We start from the raw sequence: 19,582 nt of genomic DNA, 5'->3' as shown, positions 1-19,582 counted from the left end.
CACAGTTTGCTGCTGCGGTTAGGCCCTTTCCGATTGCATAGCGCACGAAATCACGGAAGAATGGCATCTTATTTGCTGGGGTGCCGCTGACGGCCTTCAGCATTCTGATTTTTGGCGAGAATAGAGTTCGTTATGAAGGTATTGGTCACCGGTGCAACCAGTGGGTTAGGCCGTAACGCCGTTGAATATCTCCGCCGCCAGGGCATAAAAGTACGCGCCACCGGCCGTAACCAGGCCATGGGCAGTTTGCTGGAAAAAATGGGCGCGGAATTCATTCATGCCGATCTCACCAACCTGATCTCGTCGCAGGCCAAAGCGATGCTGGCCGAGGTGGACGTGCTGTGGCATTGCTCCAGTTTTACCTCCCCCTGGGGTACCGAAGAGGCGTTTGAGCTGGCCAACGTGCGCGCCACCCGTCGCCTGGGCGAATGGGCGGCGGCCTACGGCGTTTCGCAGTTTGTCCATATCTCTTCGCCGGCGATTTATTTCGATTATCATCACCATCGCAACATTACCGAAGATTTCCGGCCGGCACGCTATGCCAACGAGTTTGCGCGCAGCAAGGCCGCCGGCGAACAGGTGATCCAGCAACTGGCGCTGTCCAACCCGCAGACCCACTTCACCATCCTGCGCCCTCAGGGGCTGTTTGGCCCCCACGACAAGGTCATGCTGCCGCGCCTGCTGCAGATGATTAAGCGTTATGGCAATCTGCTGCTGCCGCGCGGTGGCGAAGCCCTGGTGGATATGACCTATCTGGAGAACGCGGTACACGCCATGTGGCTGGCGACCCAAAAAGAGGATACGCCGTCCGGGCGCGCCTACAACATCACCAACCAGCAGGCGCGCCCGCTGCGCAGCGTGGTACAGCAGTTGATCGACGAACTGGGCATGAAATGCCGGATCCGCTCGGTGCCCTACCCGATGCTGGATATGATGGCACGCGGCATGGAGAAGCTCGGCAGTAAAAGCGAGAAAGAGCCGGTGCTCACCCATTATGGCGTCGCCAAGCTCAATTTTGATCTGACGCTGGACACCACCCGTGCGCAACAGGAGCTGAGTTATCAGCCGATTGTTTCGCTGGATGAGGGCATTACCCGCACCGCCCGCTGGTTGAAAGAGCACGGCAAGCTGTACGGCCTGTAATCAACGCGCCGCACCGTACTTCTGCAGCAACGCATCGACAATCGCCTCGCTTTCAGCATCCGGCTCACCGCGAAAATCGCTGGGCCGGAAGTGCATCTGGAACGCCGCCAGCAGGTTTCGCTGTTGCCGCGCATCCCACTGCGCATCGACGCCATAACCGTAGCGCGCCAGTTTTTCCAGCAGTGGCGCCAGCGGCACCGCCGCATGGCGGTCACGCCCCGCCAATCGCCTTTGCACCTCTGCCGCGTCCGGCCAGGCGCCGATCCCCGCCTCTGCCAGTTGCTGCCAGGGAAAGAGCGGGCCGGGATCCTGCTTACGTTGCGGCGCAATATCGCTGTGCCCCACCACGTCGGGCGGCTGAATGCCGTAGCGCTGAATGATATCCCGGCTTAGCGGGATCAACAGCGCGGTTTGCTCTGGCGTATACGGCTGCCAGCGGGTAAACAGCATGCGGCGGCTGAACCCGCGATTGACGATCTCAATGCCTATCGAAGTGTCATTCAGGCTGGTACGACCGCGCCAATAGCTGGCCCCTGCGTGCCACGCGCGCAACGCTTCCGGCACCAGTTGAAAGGCAACCGGTTTACCCTGCTCCCGCAGCGGATGTGCCGGCAGCAGGTAATGTGCACTGACGTGTTCATCCGTCAGGGTTTTCAACGAAGAATGAAAATCTTCCGCAGTGTAGTGCATCACCAGAAAACGGATGCGCTGGTCGGCGCCTTGCGCCTGATGCAGAGTTTCAAGCTGGTAGCCGCCGCGATCGACGGTGGTACCCTGCGGTGCAGTTTGGCAGCCGGCAAGCAGCGTGGCGGCAATAATCCCTGGCCAAATTTTCACGTCGCCCTCCCCTGGTTCAGGTTCCCAAATTTGTAACTCAGGTTGATTAACTTGTATCCAATAATCAAGTTAATCAATAAATGATGACAGACCCGCCAGATGTGCAAGCGAGTATTGCTCAGCACTGGCAGCCCGCCCGACAGGTGTTAGCCTCATCATATTACCTGTGCTGAAATAAGCGAATAAACCATGCGCAAATCGAACTGTTTAACCGGGTTGATCTGTCTCGCTCTGCTGCCGCTCAGCGGTTGCGATCAGAAAAGTGTCGCCGGCGTAATGGGTGTAACCCAGCCCGCCGCGGCACCGGCCTATACGCCGCTAAGCGCCGATCAACTCTATCAGTTGGTGAGCCCGGTAGCGCTGTTCCCCGACAAGCTACTGGCCCAGGTGTTGGCCGGTGCGGGTTATCCCGATCAAATCAGCGCCGCAGATAATTGGCTGGCGCAGAACCGCAGCCTGCAACCGGCGGCGCTCGCCACGGCCGCTGACGCCCAACCCTGGGATCCCAGCGTTCGCAGCCTGGTGCAATTCCCTGACGTGCTGGACCAGATGGCGAAAAACCTTCCCTGGACCAGTGCGCTGGGCAATGCTTATGCCAATGATCCCACCGACGTAATGAACGCAATCCAGGTGATGCGCCAACGTGCGGCGAACAAAGGCACGCTGAAAAACTCCCCACAACAACGGGTGGTACTTGCGCCGGCTACCCACGCTCTCCAGCAGCAACCCTATCAACAAACCGTGGTCGCTGCGCCCGATCGGGTGATTGTGATTGAACCCAGCCAGCCGGATGTGGTTTATGTGCCGCGTTACGATCCCTGGGTGGCCTACGGAGAAACGGTGCCGAGCTACCCCGGCTATCGCTATCAACCGGCCTCTGGCTACAGCGGTGGGGATATGCTGGCGGCTGGCGTTATCAGCTTTGGTGTCGGCATCGCGGTCGGCGCCTTGATCAATCAGCACGACAACAGCTGGCATAACTGGGATGTGCACTGGGGCGATCGGCGTCAACCGGTGATTTACAACAATGCGCCTTATATATCGCACTCCACCACTGTGATTAATCGCGTTACCAATATCAATCAATACAATAATGTGAACCGCACCAATACAGTGAATAACTACAATACGCAGGTGAATCAGGCGCCGCATTTCGCTCCGACCATGCCAACGGCAGAGCACCCGGCACCGAATGTTGCCACCATGGCAAAACCGCACTTTGCCCCCCAGCAGGCGGGCAATGCGCATCCACCGGTAGGTATGCCGGCCTTCACCCATTCTGCGCCTCCGGCACCCCGCCCGGTAACGCAGCCCTCCGTCGTCCATCAGCCGATGAGCATGCCAAACTTTAACCATTCCGCCCCTGCGGCAATGCCACAACATCCGCGGACGGAAACGCCACCACCGCGTCAGGCGGATAACCGGGCAACGCATCAGCCTGCGCCATTGGCAGCGGCTCCTCATCCGGTCTACGCGCCGTCACCGGCACTCAGGCCGGTGAATCATGCTATTGCGCCACCGGTAATGAATCGACCGACGCCGATGCAACAGCATCAACCCCCGTTGCGTCAACCTCAGGAGCAACACCCAATAGCCGCGGCAAAACCACAGGAACAGCATTTGATACCCGCGGCAAAACCGCAGGAACAGCATTTGATACCTGCGGCAAAACCGCAGGAACATCGCCCGCTGAAGCCTGAAGAACACAAGGTGGGATAAATAAACTGCGCCCCGACGGTTGCCGGGGCGTTTCATAAAATGGGGGTTAGCGGCTGACTTTCACTGCGGTGCCGCTGACGGTCACCATCAGCATGCTGCTGTCTTTGCCCACGGTTTCATAGTCGATATCAATGCCGACCACCGCGTTGGCGCCCAGCTCTTTCGCCTGCTCTTCCAGTTCCTGGAAAGCGATCAAGCGGGCTTTACGCAGTTCTTTCTCGTAAGCACCGGAGCGGCCGCCGACGATATCGCGCACGCCGGCGAAGAAGTCACGAAAAATATTGGCGCCGAGGATCGCCTCGCCGGTGACGACACCGCAGTATTCGGTAATGGTAAACCCTTCCAGGGTCGGGGTGGTTGAAAGCTGCATCAGAACTCCTTGTTTGATTCGCTGATTACGCTTCTAAGACCACAAGTTTACTCATATGTTCTTAATATAATATGCAATAAACACATTACTCATGCGCATACCCAAGCGCCTCTATTTAAACAAGGGCAAATTGCCGGTCAGCCTGGTGATTTTTTTCTTCGGCCCGACCAGCCCAATCGCCACCAGCTCAATATGTTCGCTGTCAACGGCTGAGATCCGCTCACCATATTCGTCATAGGTCCGGCACGATTGAGCCAAGGCGCTGAATGGCATGCTGTAAATGTCTTCATCGTCACCCGCGCTGTTCAACAATGCCTGAATCGTGGCATTGGACGCACGCAAGACCGGCAGCGGCGCATAAATGACACCGGGATAGCGCACGCCATCGCCGCTGGATAAATCCGGCCCGACCAAATTCTCAAACGTCTTGCCAAAACTGATGCCAATCACGCTGGCGGCGTTCATTGCCAATCCTACCGCCAACGCTTCATCGATCACGATGGTGCATTTATGTCTGGACGCGTCAAACTGCATACTCTCCCCCATAAAATCAACTCGCCTGAATGGCAGCCCTCTCTGGAATAGCTCACTTCTCGGCAAATATTATGCCACTTCAGGGGAGGAAATAATGACCTGCTTGCGTTGAAGAAAGGCACGATTAAGGTAAAATTTACCTACTTAGCATCATTTAAAGAAATAAAATTAACAAAAATCCGCTATCTCAGACAGACATTAGAATTCTCGCTGCCCTGCAACAGGACGCACGCATCACTAACCAAACCCTGGCCGATGAGCTGGGCATGTCCGCGTCGCCCTGCTGGCGAAAAGTACGGAAACTGGAAGACGACGACGTTATCCAGGGGTATCGGGCAGTGCTGGATCGACGCAAAATCAGGCTGGGGGTGATGGTGTTTATCCGCGTAAGCATCGACAGCCACAGCGAGGCGGAAGCGAGAAAATTTGAACGAGAAGTCATCGAATTAGAAGACGTGGTGGCCTGCTACAGTATTGGGGGAGATGCCGACTTTCTCCTGCAAGTTGTCGCCGGCGATCTGGATACCTATGCCGACTTTTCCATGTCGGTGATCCGTCGTCTGCCTGGCATCAAAGAGATGCAGAGCATGTTTGTGCTCAAGGAAATCAAACCCTTTGTGGCGTTCCCGATCAAGAAATAAAGCGGCACGACGGCAGGAAAGTGCAGCATCTGATAAACCGCCAACCTATTTTGGTGATAAAGTTTTCTGCGTATAAACTGTAAGTTATCGTTCTTCATGGTAGAGACTTTCACATAAGGTAATGAGATGAAAACAAAAACGATTGCGGCTGTTTTTCCCTTAGCGCTGTTATTGAGTGCCTGTACCACCGTCGATCCGGCATTCAAGGATATCGGCACCCGTACCGGCGGTTGTGTGGAAGGCGGCCCGGATACGGTCGCACAGAAATTTTACGATCTGCGCCTGCAACAGGGCCCTGCGGCTTCCCTGCCGGACAGCAACCGTCTGGCACAGTTGCAGCCTTACCTGAGTAAGGTGCTGTACCAGGATCTGGTCACCGCCAACCAAAACCCGGGCAAGCATCAGGTAACCGGCGATCTGTTCTCCGGCAATGCACAGGGTGCGACCAGCGCCACCGTTGCCAGCTCGTCTACCATTCCTAACACCGATGCGAAAAATATCCCCCTGCGCGTTCAACTGAGCCACCAGAAGGACGGCGGCAGCGCGGTCAACTGGCAAGATGAAGTGCTGATGGTGCGTGAAGGCACCTGTTGGGTCGTGGATGATATCCGCTACCTGAACGTACCGCCGCACGCCGCCAGCGGCACATTGCGCCAGGTGCTGGAAAACCAGTAAGCCCCCCGCCACCGGCGCTCTTCGGCGTCGGTGGCCAAATGCCTTGATTGCGCTCAACGTTTGCTCAACTTAAGAAATTTCGCTACATACCTCACAGCATGCACGACAAATCCCCCCTTCGAACCTGAGTCGCGGTATCTTGTGCTATTCTTTTACTATTCTGCCGCGCAGTAATAAATTTTAACGCACAAAGATTGCATAAGTATTCTGTGGAAGTTAACATTCGCGGCATCAATATCTATTCAATTCTGGCGCATGAGCATTCAACTTAACGGTATCAACTGCTATTACGGCGCACATCAGGCGCTGTTTGACATCACGCTGGATTGCCCAGCAGGGGAAACTTTGGTGCTGCTTGGTCCAAGCGGCGCCGGGAAGAGCTCATTGCTGCGGGTGTTGAACCTGCTGGAAATGCCGCGTTCGGGGCAATTGCAGATCGCCGGTAACCAATTCGATTTCAAACAGGCTCCGGGCGAAAAAGCCATTCGCGAGCTGCGTCAGAACGTCGGCATGGTGTTCCAGCAATACAACCTCTGGCCACACCTCACCGTGGTGCAGAATCTGATCGAGGCGCCATGTCGCGTGTTGTGCCTGTCCAAGGCGCAGGCGATGGAGCGCGCGGACAAACTGCTGAAGCGTTTGCGCCTGACCGACTTTGCCGATCGTTTCCCGCTGCACCTTTCCGGCGGCCAGCAGCAGCGCGTGGCGATTGCCCGTGCGTTGATGATGGAGCCACAGGTACTGCTGTTCGATGAACCGACCGCCGCGCTGGATCCTGAAATTACCGCCCAAATCGTCAGCATCATTCGCGAATTGGCCGGCACCGGGATCACCCAGGTGATTGTGACCCACGAAGTGGAAGTGGCGCGCAAGACCGCAAGCCGCGTGGTGTACATGGAAAACGGTCGCGTGGTGGAACAGGGCGACGCCAGTCATTTTGCACAGCCGCAGACCACCGAGTTTGCTAATTACTTATCACACTAATAATTTTACTTGCTGTAATTTGGGGAGTTTGCGATGAAAAAACTAATAATCGCCGCCGTTCTGGCCGGCATCAGCGTTTCCGCCTCTGCAGCTGAAACGATCCGTTTCGCTACCGAAGCCTCATATCCTCCATTTGAATTTATTGACGCCGGCAACAAGATCCAGGGTTTTGACGTCGATCTGGCCAACGCGCTGTGTAAAGAGATCCAGGCCGAATGTACCTTCACCAATCAGGCCTTCGACAGCCTGATCCCAAGCCTGAAATTCAAGCGCTTCGATGCGGTCATGGCCGGTATGGACATCACGCCTGAGCGTGAAAAACAGGTGCTGTTCACCAAGCCGTATTACGACAACTCCGCCCTGTTCGTCGCGCAGAAAGGCAAAGTGGCTGACGTTGCTGCGCTGAAAGGCAAAAAAGTGGGCGTGCAAAATGGCACCACCCATCAAAAATACCTGACCGACAAACACCCTGAAATCACTACCGTGCCTTATGACAGCTATCAGAATGCCATTCTGGATCTGAAAAATGGCCGCGTTGACGCGGTATTCGGTGACACTGCGGTGGTCAACGAATGGCTGAAACAGAATGCAGCGCTGGCGGCGGTAGGCGATAAAGTGACGGACAAAGACTACTTCGGTACCGGTCTGGGCATTGCCGTGCGTCAGAAAAATACCGAGTTGCAGGGCAAGTTCAATGCGGCTCTGGACAAAATCAAGCAGGATGGGACTTACGAAACCATCTACAAAAAATGGTTCCAGCAGTAATCAACCCCGATGAATGAAATTCAACCTCTAGCAAGCGCCGCCGGGATGACCGTCGGCCTTGCCGTTTGCGCCCTTATCCTCGGGCTGATCCTGGCGATGCTGTTTGCCGTCTGGGAATCGTCACGCTGGAAAGTGGTCAGCTGGCTCGGCACTGCCTGGGTGACGCTTCTGCGTGGCCTGCCGGAAATTCTGGTGGTGCTGTTTATCTATTTCGGTTCGTCGCAGTTGCTGTTGATGCTGTCCGACGGCTTCACCCTGAATTTCGGCCTGTTCCAACTGCCTATCCAACTGGCGATCGATAACTTCGAAGTCAGCCCGTTCCTGTGCGGCGTGATCGCGCTCGCCCTGCTCTATTCGGCTTATGCATCGCAGACGCTGCGTGGAGCATTGAAGGCCGTGCCGCAGGGCCAATGGGAATCCGGGCAGGCGCTCGGGATGAGTACGGCAGCCATTTTCTTCCGCCTGATCATGCCGCAGATGTGGCGCCATGCACTGCCCGGCCTCGGCAACCAATGGCTGGTATTGCTGAAAGATACCGCGTTGGTGTCATTGATCAGCGTTAACGATCTGATGTTGCAAACCAAAAGCATCGCCACCCGCACCCAGGAGCCTTTTACCTGGTACGTCATTGCGGCGGCTATCTACCTGGTCGTCACCCTGTTCAGTCAGTACGCTCTCAAACGTATCGAACTGCGTACCACGCGTTTTGAGCGGGGGCCTGTCTGATGCTTGAGTTCTTGCCGGAAATTATCAAAGGATTGCACACCAGCCTGACGCTGACCATCACCGCGCTAATTGTGGCGTTGGTGTTGTCGCTGCTGCTGACGGTGATCCTGACGCTGAAAACGCCGATCCTGACGCCGCTCGTGAAGATCTATATCACGCTGTTCACCGGTACCCCGCTGCTGGTGCAGATATTCCTGATCTACTATGGCCCCGGCCAGTTCCCGGCGATCCGTGAGTATCCGTGGTTATGGAACCTGCTGTCGCAGCCGTGGCTGTGCGCGATGATCGCGCTGGCGCTGAACAGCGCGGCCTACACCACCCAGCTGTTTTACGGTGCGGTGCGGGCGATCCCGGCCGGTCAATGGCAATCCTGCGAAGCGCTGGGCATGTCACGCTCACAGTCGCTGCGCATTCTGCTGCCCTTCGCCTTCAAGCGTGCGCTGTCGTCCTACTCCAACGAAGTGGTTCTGGTGTTCAAAAGCACCTCGCTGGCTTACACCATTACCTTGATGGAAGTGATGGGCTACAGCCAACTGATGTACGGCCGTACCTATGACGTGATGGTATTTGGCGCAGCCGGTCTGGTGTATCTGTGCGTCAACGGCCTGCTGACGTTGCTGATGCGTATCGTCGAGCGGCGTGCGCTGGCGTTCGAACGCCGCAACTGAGTGCTCTGCCAGTCAGTCTAAAAGCCCTGCCTACGCGCAGGGCTTTTTATTTTCGCTGTACTTTTTAATCATTTATATTGCATATCAATTCATTAAATGGCAGGGTAAACGCCAGCGACCACCGCGAGAACCTTTGGGTTATTTTCAGTAAAATCAAGCGGTGGCGAGATAAAAACACGCAGACTTGCAGACAGGAGCTTTACGCATGAAAAAACTATTACTTGCCGCGACGGTGCTGGCCGGGATCGCCTTCAACGCCAGCGCTGCCGACACCATTCGCTTCGCCGCTTCCGCCACCTATCCGCCGTTCGAATCACTGGATGCCAGCAATAAAATCGTTGGCTTTGATATCGATCTGGCTAACGCGCTGTGCAAACAAATGAAAGCGGAATGCACCTTCACCAACCAGGCGTTCGACAGCCTGATCGCCGCGCTGAAATTCAAAAAATACGATGCGGTGATCTCAGGTATGGATATCACGCCGGAGCGCAGCAAGCAGGTCGCCTTCACCCAGCCGTACTACGCCAACTCGGCGATTGTGATCGCCGAGAAAGGAAAATTCAGCTCGCTGGCCGATCTGAAAGGCAAGAAAGTGGGTATGGAGAACGGTACTACTCACCAGAAATACATGCAGGACAAGCACCCGGAGATTAACACTGTCTCTTACGACAGCTACCAGAATGCCATTCTCGAGCTGAAAAATGGCCGTATTGACGGCGTATTCGGCGATACCGCCGTGGTGAACGAATGGCTGAAGAATAACCCTCAGTTGGCGCCGGTAGGCGAGCATGTCACCGACGCGCAGTACTTCGGCACCGGTCTGGGCATTGCGGTGCGTCCAGACAATAAGGCGCTGCTGGCCAAGCTGAACGCCGCGCTGGACGCCATCAAAGCCGACGGGACTTACAAGGCCATCAACGACAAGTGGTTCCCGCAGTAAGACCTAAAAACGACATTAATCTGTAAACAAGACCCGGCTATCCGGGTCTTTGCAGTTACGTACAAGCAGCGTCAGCACTTCGTAATGGGCGGTATGCGGGAACATATCGAACAGCTGCACACGCTCAATGCGATAATCCGGCAGCCCTTCAATGTCTTTCGCCATGCTCTCGGCATTGCAGCTTGAATACAGAATGTAGCCTGGCGCCATCTGGTTCAGGTAGTCGCACAGCGCCTGGCCGATACCGCGCCGTGGCGGATTGACCAGCACCAACTGCGGCACGCTGCCTTCCGTGGTGGCAAAACGCGTGGAGTCCAGTGCCTGGAAATTAACATGTTGCAAACCCAGCGTTTCCGCCGACTGGCGTGCACAAGCAATGGCTTCGGCGCTGATTTCAATGCCGGTGAGCCGGGTTTCCGGCTGTGCGCAGTGCAGGCCAAACCCACCCACGCCGCAGAACAGATCCCACATGCTGTCGATACCCAGCGCTCGAACCCAATCGCGGGCGGTAGCGTACAATTTGCCTGCCACCAGAGGATTGGTCTGGAAGAAGCTTTGCGGGCGGATATACAGCGGCACCTGATTAAACTGCTCCTCCAGCGCCTGTTGCTCGGTCAGCGGGATCTCGCGTTCCCCTTCCATAATCGCCATATGCACCGGCTGAATATTGGCGGAAATTACCCTGAGCTGCGGTAACTGTTGCTGCAACCACGGCAACGCAGCGCGAAGTTGCGCCAGTTTGCTATCCGAACGCAGTACAAAGCGCAGCATTACGCCGCCGCTGTGGGTGCTTTCGGTCAACAACAGGTACTTCAATTCGCCGCGTTTGCGCGCCACGTTATACGGCGTCAGGCCGGCGCGGGCGATAAAACTTTTCAACACCACGAACATGGGTTCAAAACTGGCGGGATACAACGGGCAAGCCCCCAGATCGACCGGCGTGCCGTCGCGATGCAGCATGCCGAGCAGCGGGCGCTCTACGCTGCCGCTAACCACCATTTTGGCTTTATTGCGAAACGCGCTCTGCTCGCCGGCAAACGGCTCCAGCCACTGGGCGACATCACGCCCGGCCAGCAGCGATTGCAGGTGATGCTGTTTGTCCGTCAGTTGCTGCGGGTAAGGTTTTTCCAGCCACTGACAGGAACGGCAGGTTCCCGCCGTATACAAAGCGCAATGCATAAAGATGACCCTGTAAGTTCGGGGTGAATAATTAAGGGCGCAGAGTTTATCACTCTGCGCCCTTAAAGTCTTAATCGCGCGCGGCGAAATACCGGCGGCTGGTGACGGGAACAAACAGTAATGCCAGGATAACCGCGTCGGGAATTTTTTGCAGGATCAGGACATGCAGGATCTGGCTGCTGGTTTCCCCTTCAACGGTAAAAACCTCCGGCAGAAAGCTGCCGATGGTCGCCAACAGCAAATAACCGACCACCAGACACTGGCAAATCACGTAGCCCCAGCGCCCCCAGTTACGACCGCGCATCACCGCAAATCCACAACTGATTTGCAGGCACAGCAACAGCAGGCCGGCCAGAAAAATAAACGTGGAATCCCAGGCCTGAGCGCTGGTACTGACAAACTCCTGAGTGCCATCGACACCCAGCTCCCCCAACAGCAACAGCACGCTGATGCATTTGATAGCCACCATTGCCGTTCCGGCCACCATCACCGGTACTGGCGCATCTGAAGTCGATCTCATTCCCTGCCTGCTGTTCAGCATGTCTGACATATCCGTGTATACAACCAAACGCCGCCTATTCAGGCGGCATATATAAAGTCAGGTAATCAATTGCAATACCAATAATTGCAAAAATAGCAGGTTTGAACCGAATCAGCTACGGGCGGCCTTTTGTAATTCGCGCGATCGCTGTTTTTCCGAGCGCGCCATAAACCACCAGGCAATCAAGCCGATAACTCCCACCACCAGCAGAATCAAACTCGCCAGGGCGTTGATTTCCGGATTTACCCCCATCCGTACGCTGGAGAACACCAGCATCGGCAAGGTAGTCGCGCCCGGCCCGGCAACGAAGCTGGCAATCACCAGATCATCCAACGACAGCGTGAATGCCAGCATCCAGCCGGCAACCAGCGCCGGGGCAATCATCGGCAGCGTGATCACGAAGAACACTTTCAGCGGCGTCGCGCCCAGATCCATTGCCGCCTCTTCGATCGAGCGGTCCAGCTCACGCAGGCGCGAACTGATCACCACCGAGACATAGGCGGTACAGAAGGTGACGTGCGCCAACCAGATGGTGAACATCCCGCGCTCCGACGGCCAGCCAAACGCGTGCCCCATCGCCACAAACAGCAGCAGCAGCGACAGGCCGGTGATCACGTCCGGCATGACCAGCGGCGCAGTCAGCATAAAGGCAAACCCCGTTGACCCGCGGAAACGGCCGAAACGCACCATCACCACGGCGGCAATCGCCCCCAACACCACCGCAGCGGTCGCCGAAGCGGCCGCTATCGTCAAGCTCAGCCCAACGGCGCTGATCATCGCCGAATCATGGAACAGCTCGGAATACCAGCGCGTCGACCACCCGGCCCATACCGTCACCAGCTTGGAGCTGTTGAACGAGTAAATGACCAGCATCAACATCGGCGCATACAGGAAGGTGAAACCTATCACCAGAATGGCGATACGCCACGGTGAACGCACTACCGGCAAGTTGTTCATCCCTGCCCCCCCATTTCCTTGTTCTGGTGCTTGTGGAACCAGAGAATCGGTACGATCAACAACAGCAGCATGACGGTAGCAACCGCCGAGGCCACCGGCCAGTCGCGGTTGTTGAAGAACTCCTGCCACAGCACGCGGCCGATCATGATACTGTCCGGCCCGCCCAGCAGTTCCGGGATCACAAACTCGCCCACCGCCGGGATAAACACCAGCATCGAGCCGGCGATAATACCGCCGCGCGTCAGCGGCACAATCACGCTAAAGAAGGTTTTCAACGGTTTGGCGCCCAGATCCAGCGAAGCCTCAACCAGCGAGTAATCCAGCCGCGTCAGTGCGGTATAAATGGGCAATACCATAAACGGCAGGTAGGAATACACCACGCCGATATACACCGCCAGATTGGTATGCAGGATCACTAACGGATGATCGATAACCCCCAACCACAACAAGAAATTGTTGAGGATACCGTTGTTTTTCAGGATCCCCATCCAGGCGTAAACGCGGATCAGAAACGAGGTCCACGACGGCAGGATCACCAGCAGCAGCAAAATATTGCGGGTTGAAGATTTGCTGTGCGCCACCGCCCAGGCCAACGGGTAACCGATGATCAGGCAGCAAATCGTCGATACCGCCGCCACCTGCAACGATTGCAGATAGGCATCCAGATACAGCGGATCGTCGGTCAATTGCAGGTAGTTGGCAAAGTTGAGCGCGATATCCAGCTTGCCTTCCGCCCAGCTCATCAGATCGGTGTAAGGCGGAACGGCCAACGCCAGCTCCGACAGGCTGATCTTGAACACAATCAAGAACGGCAGCAGGAACAGCAACATCAGCCACAGCAGCGGCACCGCAATCACCAGCTTGCGGCCGTGGGCCATTTGCAGGCGCTGGAAAAACACTTTGAGCGGGCCGGGGCCGTTGGCCGGCGGTTCCGGCGGCGTGCGTTCAGAAAGCATTGTCATAACAAGTACTCCTCACCTTCTCAACTACACCGTCAACACTACGCAGCTGTCGGCTTCCCAACACAGGCGCACTTCATCGCCCCAGGTCGGCATCCCTTTGCGGAAACGGTGGCCGTTCTGCAACTGGGCGCTGAGCATCTGGCCGCTGAGCAGCTTCACGTGGTAGATCGACAAATCGCCGAGGTAAGCGATATGCACCACTTCCCCCACCGCAAAGTTGCAGCCGTCTTGCGGCACCTCTTCGCACAGCATGATTTTTTCCGGCCGCAGCGCAACCTGGATCGGCACGCCGTCCACCACCGACGAATCCGGATCCACTTTTAGCGCATGACGCAGGCCGGGGCTTTGCAGGATCAGCGCATCGTCATGACGTTCCTGCAGCACGCAGTCAAAGACGTTGACCGAGCCGATAAATTCGGCGCTGAAGCGGCTGTTCGGATGCTCGTAGATCTCTTCCGGCTCACCGATTTGCACAAACTTACCGCGGTTCATGATGGCGATGCGTCCCGCCATGGTCATCGCTTCTTCCTGATCGTGTGTGACCATTACGCAGGTCACGCCTACACGCTCAAGAATATCCGTCACTTCAAGCTGCATGCGGTCACGCAGTTTTTTATCCAGCGCGCCCATAGGTTCATCGAGCAGCAACAGCTTCGGCCGCTTGGCCAGGCTACGCGCCAGCGCCACACGCTGACGCTGGCCGCCGGACAACTGATGCGGCTTGCGTTTGGCGAACTCTTGCATGTGCACCAGCGACAGCATTTCCGCCACCCGCTCGGCGATTTCCGCACGCGGCATCTTGTCCTGCTTCAGGCCGAAAGCGATATTCTGCTCAACCGTCATGTGCGGGAACAACGCGTAAGACTGGAACATCATATTGATTGGCCGCTGGTAAGGCGGCACATGCGACATGTCCTGCCCGTCGAGCATAATCTGCCCTTCCGTTGGCTGTTCAAAGCCGGCCAGCATGCGCAACAACGTAGACTTGCCGCAGCCGGACGGCCCCAGCAGCGCAAAGATTTCGCCCTTGTAGATAGTCAGACTGACGTCTTCGACCGCGTTTTGGCCGTCAAAGGTTTTAGTGAGGTTACGGATTTCCAGCAGAGGGGTGAAAACCTTCTGCGACTTGGCTTGAGGACGAGGAATGACGTCGTTCAATCGGGGTGCTCTCCGGTGTAAAGCAGTGCAAAAAACCACGGCGATTGCCATGGCCCAAAATGGCAACGCAGGCGGGGATCACCCGCCTGCTGGTCAGAACACGACTGAAAACCGGGCTCAGAAAGCTGAGCCCTTCCGTATTACTTCCCGCTTTTAACTTTAGTCCAGGCACGGGTAATGACACGGTCCAGCTTCGGCGATTGCACGTTCAGCGTGAACAGCTTGGCGCGCAGATCGGCCGGTGGATACACGTTCGGGTTGTTGCGAATGTCAGCGTTCACCAGCGGGGTAGAATCCTTCACCGCGTTGGCGTAATACACGAAGTTGCTGATGCCCGCCATCACGTCCGGCTTGAGCAGGAAGTTCAGGAATTGGTAAGCAGCGTCCTTGTTTTTGGCATCCGCCGGCATGGCGAACATGTCAAAATAGGTCAGCGCCCCTTCTTTCGGGATCGCATAGGCCACGTTCACCCCGTTCTTCGCTTCTTTGGCGCGGTTAGCCGCCTGCATCACGTCGCCGGACCAGCCGATCGCCACGCAGATGTCACCGTTCGCCAGATCGTTGATGTACTGGGAAGAGTGGAAATAACGGATGTTCGGCCGCAGTTTGAGCAGCAGATCGTTCGCTGCGCCGGTGTAATCTGCCGCGTTGGTGCTGTTGGGATCTTTGCCCAGGTAATGCAACACGGTCGCGTAGACTTCGCTAGGTGCATCCAGGAAGGAAACGCCACAGCTCTTCAGCTTTTCAAGGTTTTCCGGTTTGAGGATCAGATCCCAACTGTCGACCGGCGCATCTTTACCCAGTACCGCTTTCACCTTGTCGACGTTGTAGCCGATGCCGGTGGTCACCATCAGGTATGGAATGCCGTACTTGTTGTCCTTGTCGTTATGCGCCACCAGTTTCAGCATATCGGGATCAAGGTTTTTGTAATTCGGCATTTTGCTCTTGTCGAGCGGCTCAAAGATACCGGCCTTCGACTGGCGCTCAAGGAAGTTGGACGAAGGTACCACCAGGTCATAACCGGTGCTGCCCGCCATCAATTTGCCTTCCAGCACTTCGTTGGAGTCAAAGACGTCGTACACCACTTTGATGCCGGTTTCTTTCTGGAATTTAGCTAAGGTGTCCGGCGCAATATAGTCGGACCAGTTATAGACGTGCAGCGTTTTTTCATCGGCTGACGCGGTGACGGACGCGGCCATCAGCAGGCCGGCAACAACACCCGATAACCACTTTTTACGTTGGGTGACCATCCGTAACTTCCTCCAAAACAGGGGTGAATCATAGAATTGAACTTGTATCCCAAAATGATACAAAACCTTTCCTGATCGAGCGCAATCGTTGCAACCGCGAATTGAATGGCTATGCATTTGATTGCATACGCCTTTTTCAGCTGTCCAGCTCACGTGATTACAAGGGGAATCGCAAGCCCTTAGCAGAATCAGCAGCATAACCGGTGTTGCCGGAACGCACCAGCCTTCAGGGTCAAAAACGCCTTTTATCGATTTTTTATGCAGTTTCTCTCTATGTGATACGCCATTAATGGCATAAACGGCGAGAAATATCTGGCAACAGAGGGTAAAACGCAGAATATATTATTGCGGAAGGAAATAAGGGCAGCATGCCGACGGAGGTGCGGCATGCATCATCTACAGCGGCGATCAGTGCAACATTGGCTGGCGGTCAGCGGCAGCCGGGTTCTCTTCTTCGTCACCCATAAACAGCAGATCGTTCGCCCGCGCCTCGAGGATCACCATCGAGATCTGTTCTTCACCCTGCTGCATAAAGTGGGTGAACTGCTCCAGCGTCACGCCCACGGCGATGCTCAGCGATTGACAGACGATCAGTTTCGGCAGGTTGTCGTCCTGGATATCGACAAACGCCTTGATGGTCAGCGAACTGGCGTTGATCTGGCTGAGATCGGCCACCAGCGGGATCAGAGCGGTCGGCTTCACCTCGGCTAATGCGGAGAACAAGATCACGTTGTCTACCAAATCGATCTTGGCGTCGAACACGCCGTCGAAGTTTTGCATGTGCGGCAGGTGCAGCGCCTGACAGGAATCGCACTCAAAGAATGAAATGCCCGATTGATCCAGCCAACGTCGCAACAACGCCAAATCAGGGACAATGAGTGAATCCATATTACCAGCCTCACAATATTCAAAACGCGAAAAAGGCGCATAGCTTACGGAATATTGCCCCAATACGCCACGATCAAAGCCGCTTAATTCGCTATTAGGATAAATATGGGCGAGAAAAGGTCACAGCACCAGCCGCAAAGCCGGAATCTTTGCCGCCGGGCATTCAGCCGCCCGATTTCAGGCGAAACCCCGGCCGCGCGCGCTGTTCAATGTATTCGATCATCATGCCGGCGATATCCAGCCCGGTGGTTTTCTCCACCCCTTCCAGTCCCGGTGAAGCATTGACTTCCATCACCAGCGGGCCGCGCGCCGCGCGCAGGATATCCACCCCTGCGACAGCCAACCCCAGCGTAGTCGCTGCCTTCACCGCAACCGCACGTTCTTTGGCGGTTATGCTCACTTTACGGGCGGTACCGCCACGGTGCAGATTGGAACGAAACTCCCCGGCCTTGGCCTGTCGCTCGATAGCGGCCACGACCTTGCCACCCACCACCAGACAGCGCACGTCCCTGCCCTGCGCCTCGCGAATGAACTCCTGCACCAGAATATGGGCATTGAGGCCGCGGAAGGCGTCAATCACGCTCTCCGCCGCCTGACGCGTTTCCGCCAATACCACGCCGATGCCCTGAGTGCCTTCGACCAGTTTGACCACCAGCGGCGCACCGCCGACCAGCTCGATCAGATCGCCGGTATCGTCAGGCGAATGGGCGAAACCGGTGATCGGCAGGTCTATCCCCTGGCGCGCCAGCAATTGCAGCGAGCGCAGCTTGTCGCGCGCCCGGGTGATCGCCACCGATTCATTCAGCGGATAGCTGCCCAACAGCTCAAACTGCCGCAGCACTGCAGTGCCGTAAAAAGTGATGGCGGAACCGATACGCGGGATCACCGCGTCATAAGGGTCCAACTGACGACCACGATAGTGGATAGTCGGCGCGGCGGGGTTGATGTTCATATAACAGGAGAGTGGATCGATAATATCAATACTGTGCCCGCGCTGTTCCGCCGCTTCCAGCAGACGTTTGCACGAATACAGCGTTCCATCGCGCGAAAGAATGGCAATTTTCACTCGTCACCCCAAAAAGCAATTACCTGCCAAGCAGGCATCTTATCGGCGGCCGGCGCTCAGGCGCGCGGCTCACGGTCATTTTTATCGTCCGGTGCGTTTTTCGGATCGGGCTTGTGCCGATCGTTTTCCGGCGGCAGACCGCCACGCATCAACGGGCCAAAGCCCTGTGCCACACGCCAGACCAAAAACGCCGCCGCCGGCACCATCAACGCCACACCGAGAAAGATCATCGCCACCGCCGCCTGCTGTGAAGCCAGCCAACCCGGCAGGTGGACATGATCGTGAATACTCAGATAGGCCAGCACCAGCAGCACCATACCCAGGCCTTCCAATACCAGCACCGGGCGCGGTAAGTCACCGAACGAACGCATATTTTTTTCTCCAGAGGCACTGTCCCCAGTGTAGTTAATTCCCCACGACGGCGACAGCCCCGGTGGCTTAATCGGTTACGTGAATCAGATTAACAGGTAATTCCTGCTTTTTTTTCGCCAAGCCAACGGGCATAGTAACCGGTATCAACGCAGGTAATGCGCAGACTAAGGCTTTTTTGGCTGACAGAATGTCGTTGCAGTAGCGATTAAATAATTGAATATCAACTAAGGAGTGATGCATGTTTGCAGTGATCTTCGGGCGCCCAGGCTGTCCTTATTGTGTCCGTGCGAAAGAGTTGGCGGAAAAACTGACTGAAGACCGTGACGATTTCAACTTCCGTTACATTGATATCCACGCTGAAGGCATCACCAAGGCCGACCTGGAAAAAACCGTCGGCAAGCCGGTAGAAACCGTACCGCAGATCTTCCTTGATGAAAAACACGTTGGCGGCTTCACCGATTTCGAAGCCTACGCCAAAGAAAACCTGAATCTGTTCCAGTAACCCCTCAGGTTTAACGACGAAAAGGCGCTTAGAGCGCCTTTTTTTATTGCCGTTCGCGACGGTGGCATTGCTGAAACGCCTGTAGCAGGCTGCGCGCAAACAGCGCCAGCATGGCACCGAATACGCACCAAAACACCGCGCTGGTGGCATAAGCCAGTTCCTGCCAGAACGAATAAAACGGCGTCAGCCAAAAATGGCGGATCGTCAGGCACAGCGGCAGTGCATACAGCGCGCCCAACAACGGGCAGAGGATCCGCTTTTTGCTCGACAAATAGCTGGCTATCATGCCGGGTATCACAAACAGCAGCAGGCCGGTTTCACCGTGATGCTCGTGATCCGTGCTGCCGAACGCCCCGCTCTGCTGGCCGAGAAACACCAGGCTGAACAGCAGAGAACAGCTTAAAATGCCCACCCAATACCGATAATTCGCCATGCGGAGACTCCCCTTTAGCGTCGTCACTACCCCGTAGAAATCAGCCGTGTCACGAAACAGGTGACGCCTTGCCGTAAACGACAACGCTGAGCTGAACTTTTTCCTTGGTCTAAAGAGAGTTAAATGCGTTCGGCAGCGCAGGAACACAGCTTAATGCTGGCTGTCACGCGCCATAGCGACTAGAATATACGCCGCCGATCGATGGTTCGGATCGCCTTCCGCTGGTTAGTTATTTATGACGTCATTTTCCGACTGAATTTATATCTTATAGT

The 19,582-nt window shown here is 56.0% G+C and carries 23 protein-coding genes; 10 read left to right on the top strand and 13 right to left on the bottom strand.

Annotated elements, in window-relative coordinates; translation table 11 throughout:
* The first annotated feature begins 132 nt into the window (after positions 1–132).
* The gene (locus tag SERAS12_RS08260) at positions 133–1,143 is read left to right on the top strand and encodes an NAD(P)-dependent oxidoreductase (RefSeq protein ID WP_013812263.1); all 1,011 of its coding nucleotides are present in this window, start codon (positions 133–135) and stop codon (positions 1,141–1,143) included.
* Here the strand turns inward: SERAS12_RS08260 and SERAS12_RS08255 are convergent, their stop codons facing one another.
* Positions 1,144–1,980 carry an N-acetylmuramoyl-L-alanine amidase gene (locus SERAS12_RS08255; protein WP_013812262.1) on the bottom strand — a complete coding sequence of 279 codons (837 nt, stop codon included), beginning with the start codon at positions 1,978–1,980 and terminating at the stop codon, positions 1,144–1,146. It lies immediately after the preceding gene.
* Positions 1,981–2,169: 189 nt separating this feature from the next.
* Here SERAS12_RS08255 and SERAS12_RS08250 point away from each other — a divergent pair, with 189 nt between their 5' ends.
* Positions 2,170–3,699, top strand: coding sequence for a DUF3300 domain-containing protein (locus SERAS12_RS08250; protein WP_013812261.1), 1,530 nt, complete (start codon positions 2,170–2,172; stop codon positions 3,697–3,699).
* A gap of 46 nt (positions 3,700–3,745) precedes the next feature.
* On the opposite strand, the gene SERAS12_RS08245 is transcribed toward SERAS12_RS08250, so the two are convergent.
* Both SERAS12_RS08245 and SERAS12_RS08240 read right to left on the bottom strand, forming a co-directional pair.
* Positions 3,746–4,069 carry a heavy metal-binding domain-containing protein gene (locus SERAS12_RS08245; protein WP_004942542.1) on the bottom strand — a complete coding sequence of 108 codons (324 nt, stop codon included), beginning with the start codon at positions 4,067–4,069 and terminating at the stop codon, positions 3,746–3,748.
* 111 nt (positions 4,070–4,180) lie between these two features.
* Positions 4,181–4,603, bottom strand: a complete 423-nt coding sequence (locus SERAS12_RS08240) for a DUF2000 domain-containing protein (RefSeq protein ID WP_041416022.1) — start codon at positions 4,601–4,603, stop codon at positions 4,181–4,183.
* 167 nt (positions 4,604–4,770) lie between these two features.
* Between SERAS12_RS08240 and SERAS12_RS08235 the strand changes: the two genes are divergently transcribed.
* The 7 genes from SERAS12_RS08235 (at position 4,771) to artJ (SERAS12_RS08205) (ending at position 10,002) form a co-directional block, all read left to right on the top strand.
* Positions 4,771–5,244: an Lrp/AsnC family transcriptional regulator gene (locus SERAS12_RS08235; RefSeq protein WP_013812259.1), complete on the top strand. Its 474-nt coding sequence runs from the start codon at positions 4,771–4,773 to the stop codon at positions 5,242–5,244.
* Positions 5,245–5,370: 126 nt separating this feature from the next.
* Positions 5,371–5,919, top strand: a complete 549-nt coding sequence (locus SERAS12_RS08230; RefSeq protein WP_013812258.1) for a lipoprotein — start codon at positions 5,371–5,373, stop codon at positions 5,917–5,919.
* Between the two features lie 255 nt (positions 5,920–6,174).
* On the top strand, positions 6,175–6,903 hold the full coding sequence (artP, locus tag SERAS12_RS08225) for an arginine ABC transporter ATP-binding protein ArtP (protein WP_004942535.1): 729 nt from the start codon (positions 6,175–6,177) through the stop codon (positions 6,901–6,903).
* A gap of 33 nt (positions 6,904–6,936) precedes the next feature.
* Positions 6,937–7,668, top strand: coding sequence for an arginine ABC transporter substrate-binding protein (gene artJ, locus SERAS12_RS08220; RefSeq protein ID WP_013812257.1), 732 nt, complete (start codon positions 6,937–6,939; stop codon positions 7,666–7,668).
* A gap of 9 nt (positions 7,669–7,677) precedes the next feature.
* Positions 7,678–8,394: an arginine ABC transporter permease ArtQ gene (artQ, locus tag SERAS12_RS08215; RefSeq protein WP_013812256.1), complete on the top strand. Its 717-nt coding sequence runs from the start codon at positions 7,678–7,680 to the stop codon at positions 8,392–8,394.
* Positions 8,394–9,062, top strand: coding sequence for an arginine ABC transporter permease ArtM (gene artM, locus SERAS12_RS08210; protein WP_004942528.1), 669 nt, complete (start codon positions 8,394–8,396; stop codon positions 9,060–9,062). The genes artQ and artM overlap by 1 nt, the downstream gene beginning before the upstream one ends.
* A gap of 205 nt (positions 9,063–9,267) precedes the next feature.
* Entirely contained in the window at positions 9,268–10,002 is a 735-nt protein-coding gene (gene artJ / locus SERAS12_RS08205; protein ID WP_013812255.1) for an arginine ABC transporter substrate-binding protein, read from the top strand.
* 15 nt (positions 10,003–10,017) lie between these two features.
* Here artJ (SERAS12_RS08205) and rlmC read toward each other — a convergent pair whose 3' ends face one another.
* The 9 genes from rlmC to SERAS12_RS08160 form a co-directional block, all read right to left on the bottom strand.
* Positions 10,018–11,181 (bottom strand): 23S rRNA (uracil(747)-C(5))-methyltransferase RlmC, encoded by a 1,164-nt coding sequence (gene rlmC / locus SERAS12_RS08200; protein WP_013812254.1) that lies wholly within the window; start codon positions 11,179–11,181, stop codon positions 10,018–10,020.
* Between the two features lie 70 nt (positions 11,182–11,251).
* Positions 11,252–11,731: a YbjO family protein gene (locus tag SERAS12_RS08195; RefSeq protein ID WP_004942523.1), complete on the bottom strand. Its 480-nt coding sequence runs from the start codon at positions 11,729–11,731 to the stop codon at positions 11,252–11,254.
* A gap of 102 nt (positions 11,732–11,833) precedes the next feature.
* Positions 11,834–12,679 (bottom strand): putrescine ABC transporter permease PotI, encoded by an 846-nt coding sequence (potI, locus tag SERAS12_RS08190; protein ID WP_013812253.1) that lies wholly within the window; start codon positions 12,677–12,679, stop codon positions 11,834–11,836.
* Positions 12,676–13,641 (bottom strand): putrescine ABC transporter permease PotH, encoded by a 966-nt coding sequence (potH, locus tag SERAS12_RS08185; RefSeq protein WP_013812252.1) that lies wholly within the window; start codon positions 13,639–13,641, stop codon positions 12,676–12,678. Before potH ends, potI begins: the two co-directional genes overlap by 4 nt.
* A gap of 24 nt (positions 13,642–13,665) precedes the next feature.
* Complete coding sequence (gene potG, locus SERAS12_RS08180) at positions 13,666–14,799, bottom strand: putrescine ABC transporter ATP-binding subunit PotG (RefSeq protein ID WP_013812251.1); 1,134 nt, start codon at positions 14,797–14,799, stop codon at positions 13,666–13,668.
* Positions 14,800–14,939: 140 nt separating this feature from the next.
* Complete coding sequence (potF, locus tag SERAS12_RS08175; protein ID WP_013812250.1) at positions 14,940–16,049, bottom strand: spermidine/putrescine ABC transporter substrate-binding protein PotF; 1,110 nt, start codon at positions 16,047–16,049, stop codon at positions 14,940–14,942.
* Between the two features lie 408 nt (positions 16,050–16,457).
* Entirely contained in the window at positions 16,458–16,937 is a 480-nt protein-coding gene (locus SERAS12_RS08170) for a YbjN domain-containing protein (RefSeq protein ID WP_004942518.1), read from the bottom strand.
* Between the two features lie 163 nt (positions 16,938–17,100).
* Positions 17,101–18,003, bottom strand: coding sequence for a 30S ribosomal protein S6--L-glutamate ligase (gene rimK / locus SERAS12_RS08165; RefSeq protein WP_013812249.1), 903 nt, complete (start codon positions 18,001–18,003; stop codon positions 17,101–17,103).
* A gap of 56 nt (positions 18,004–18,059) precedes the next feature.
* Positions 18,060–18,374, bottom strand: coding sequence for a YbjC family protein (locus SERAS12_RS08160; RefSeq protein WP_013812248.1), 315 nt, complete (start codon positions 18,372–18,374; stop codon positions 18,060–18,062).
* A 239-nt stretch (positions 18,375–18,613) separates the two neighbouring features.
* Between SERAS12_RS08160 and SERAS12_RS08155 the strand changes: the two genes are divergently transcribed.
* Positions 18,614–18,877 carry a GrxA family glutaredoxin gene (locus SERAS12_RS08155; RefSeq protein ID WP_004942515.1) on the top strand — a complete coding sequence of 88 codons (264 nt, stop codon included), beginning with the start codon at positions 18,614–18,616 and terminating at the stop codon, positions 18,875–18,877.
* Positions 18,878–18,920: 43 nt separating this feature from the next.
* Here SERAS12_RS08155 and SERAS12_RS08150 read toward each other — a convergent pair whose 3' ends face one another.
* Entirely contained in the window at positions 18,921–19,310 is a 390-nt protein-coding gene (locus tag SERAS12_RS08150) for an inner membrane protein YbjM (RefSeq protein ID WP_013812247.1), read from the bottom strand.
* Between the last annotated feature and the right edge of the window lie 272 nt (positions 19,311–19,582).

This window comes from Serratia sp. AS12 (genome assembly GCF_000214195.1).
Taxonomy (GTDB): Bacteria; Pseudomonadota; Gammaproteobacteria; order Enterobacterales; family Enterobacteriaceae; genus Serratia; species Serratia plymuthica.
The sequence above is the reverse complement of the archived record's forward strand: the minus strand, read 5'-3'. Positions and strand labels throughout refer to the sequence as shown.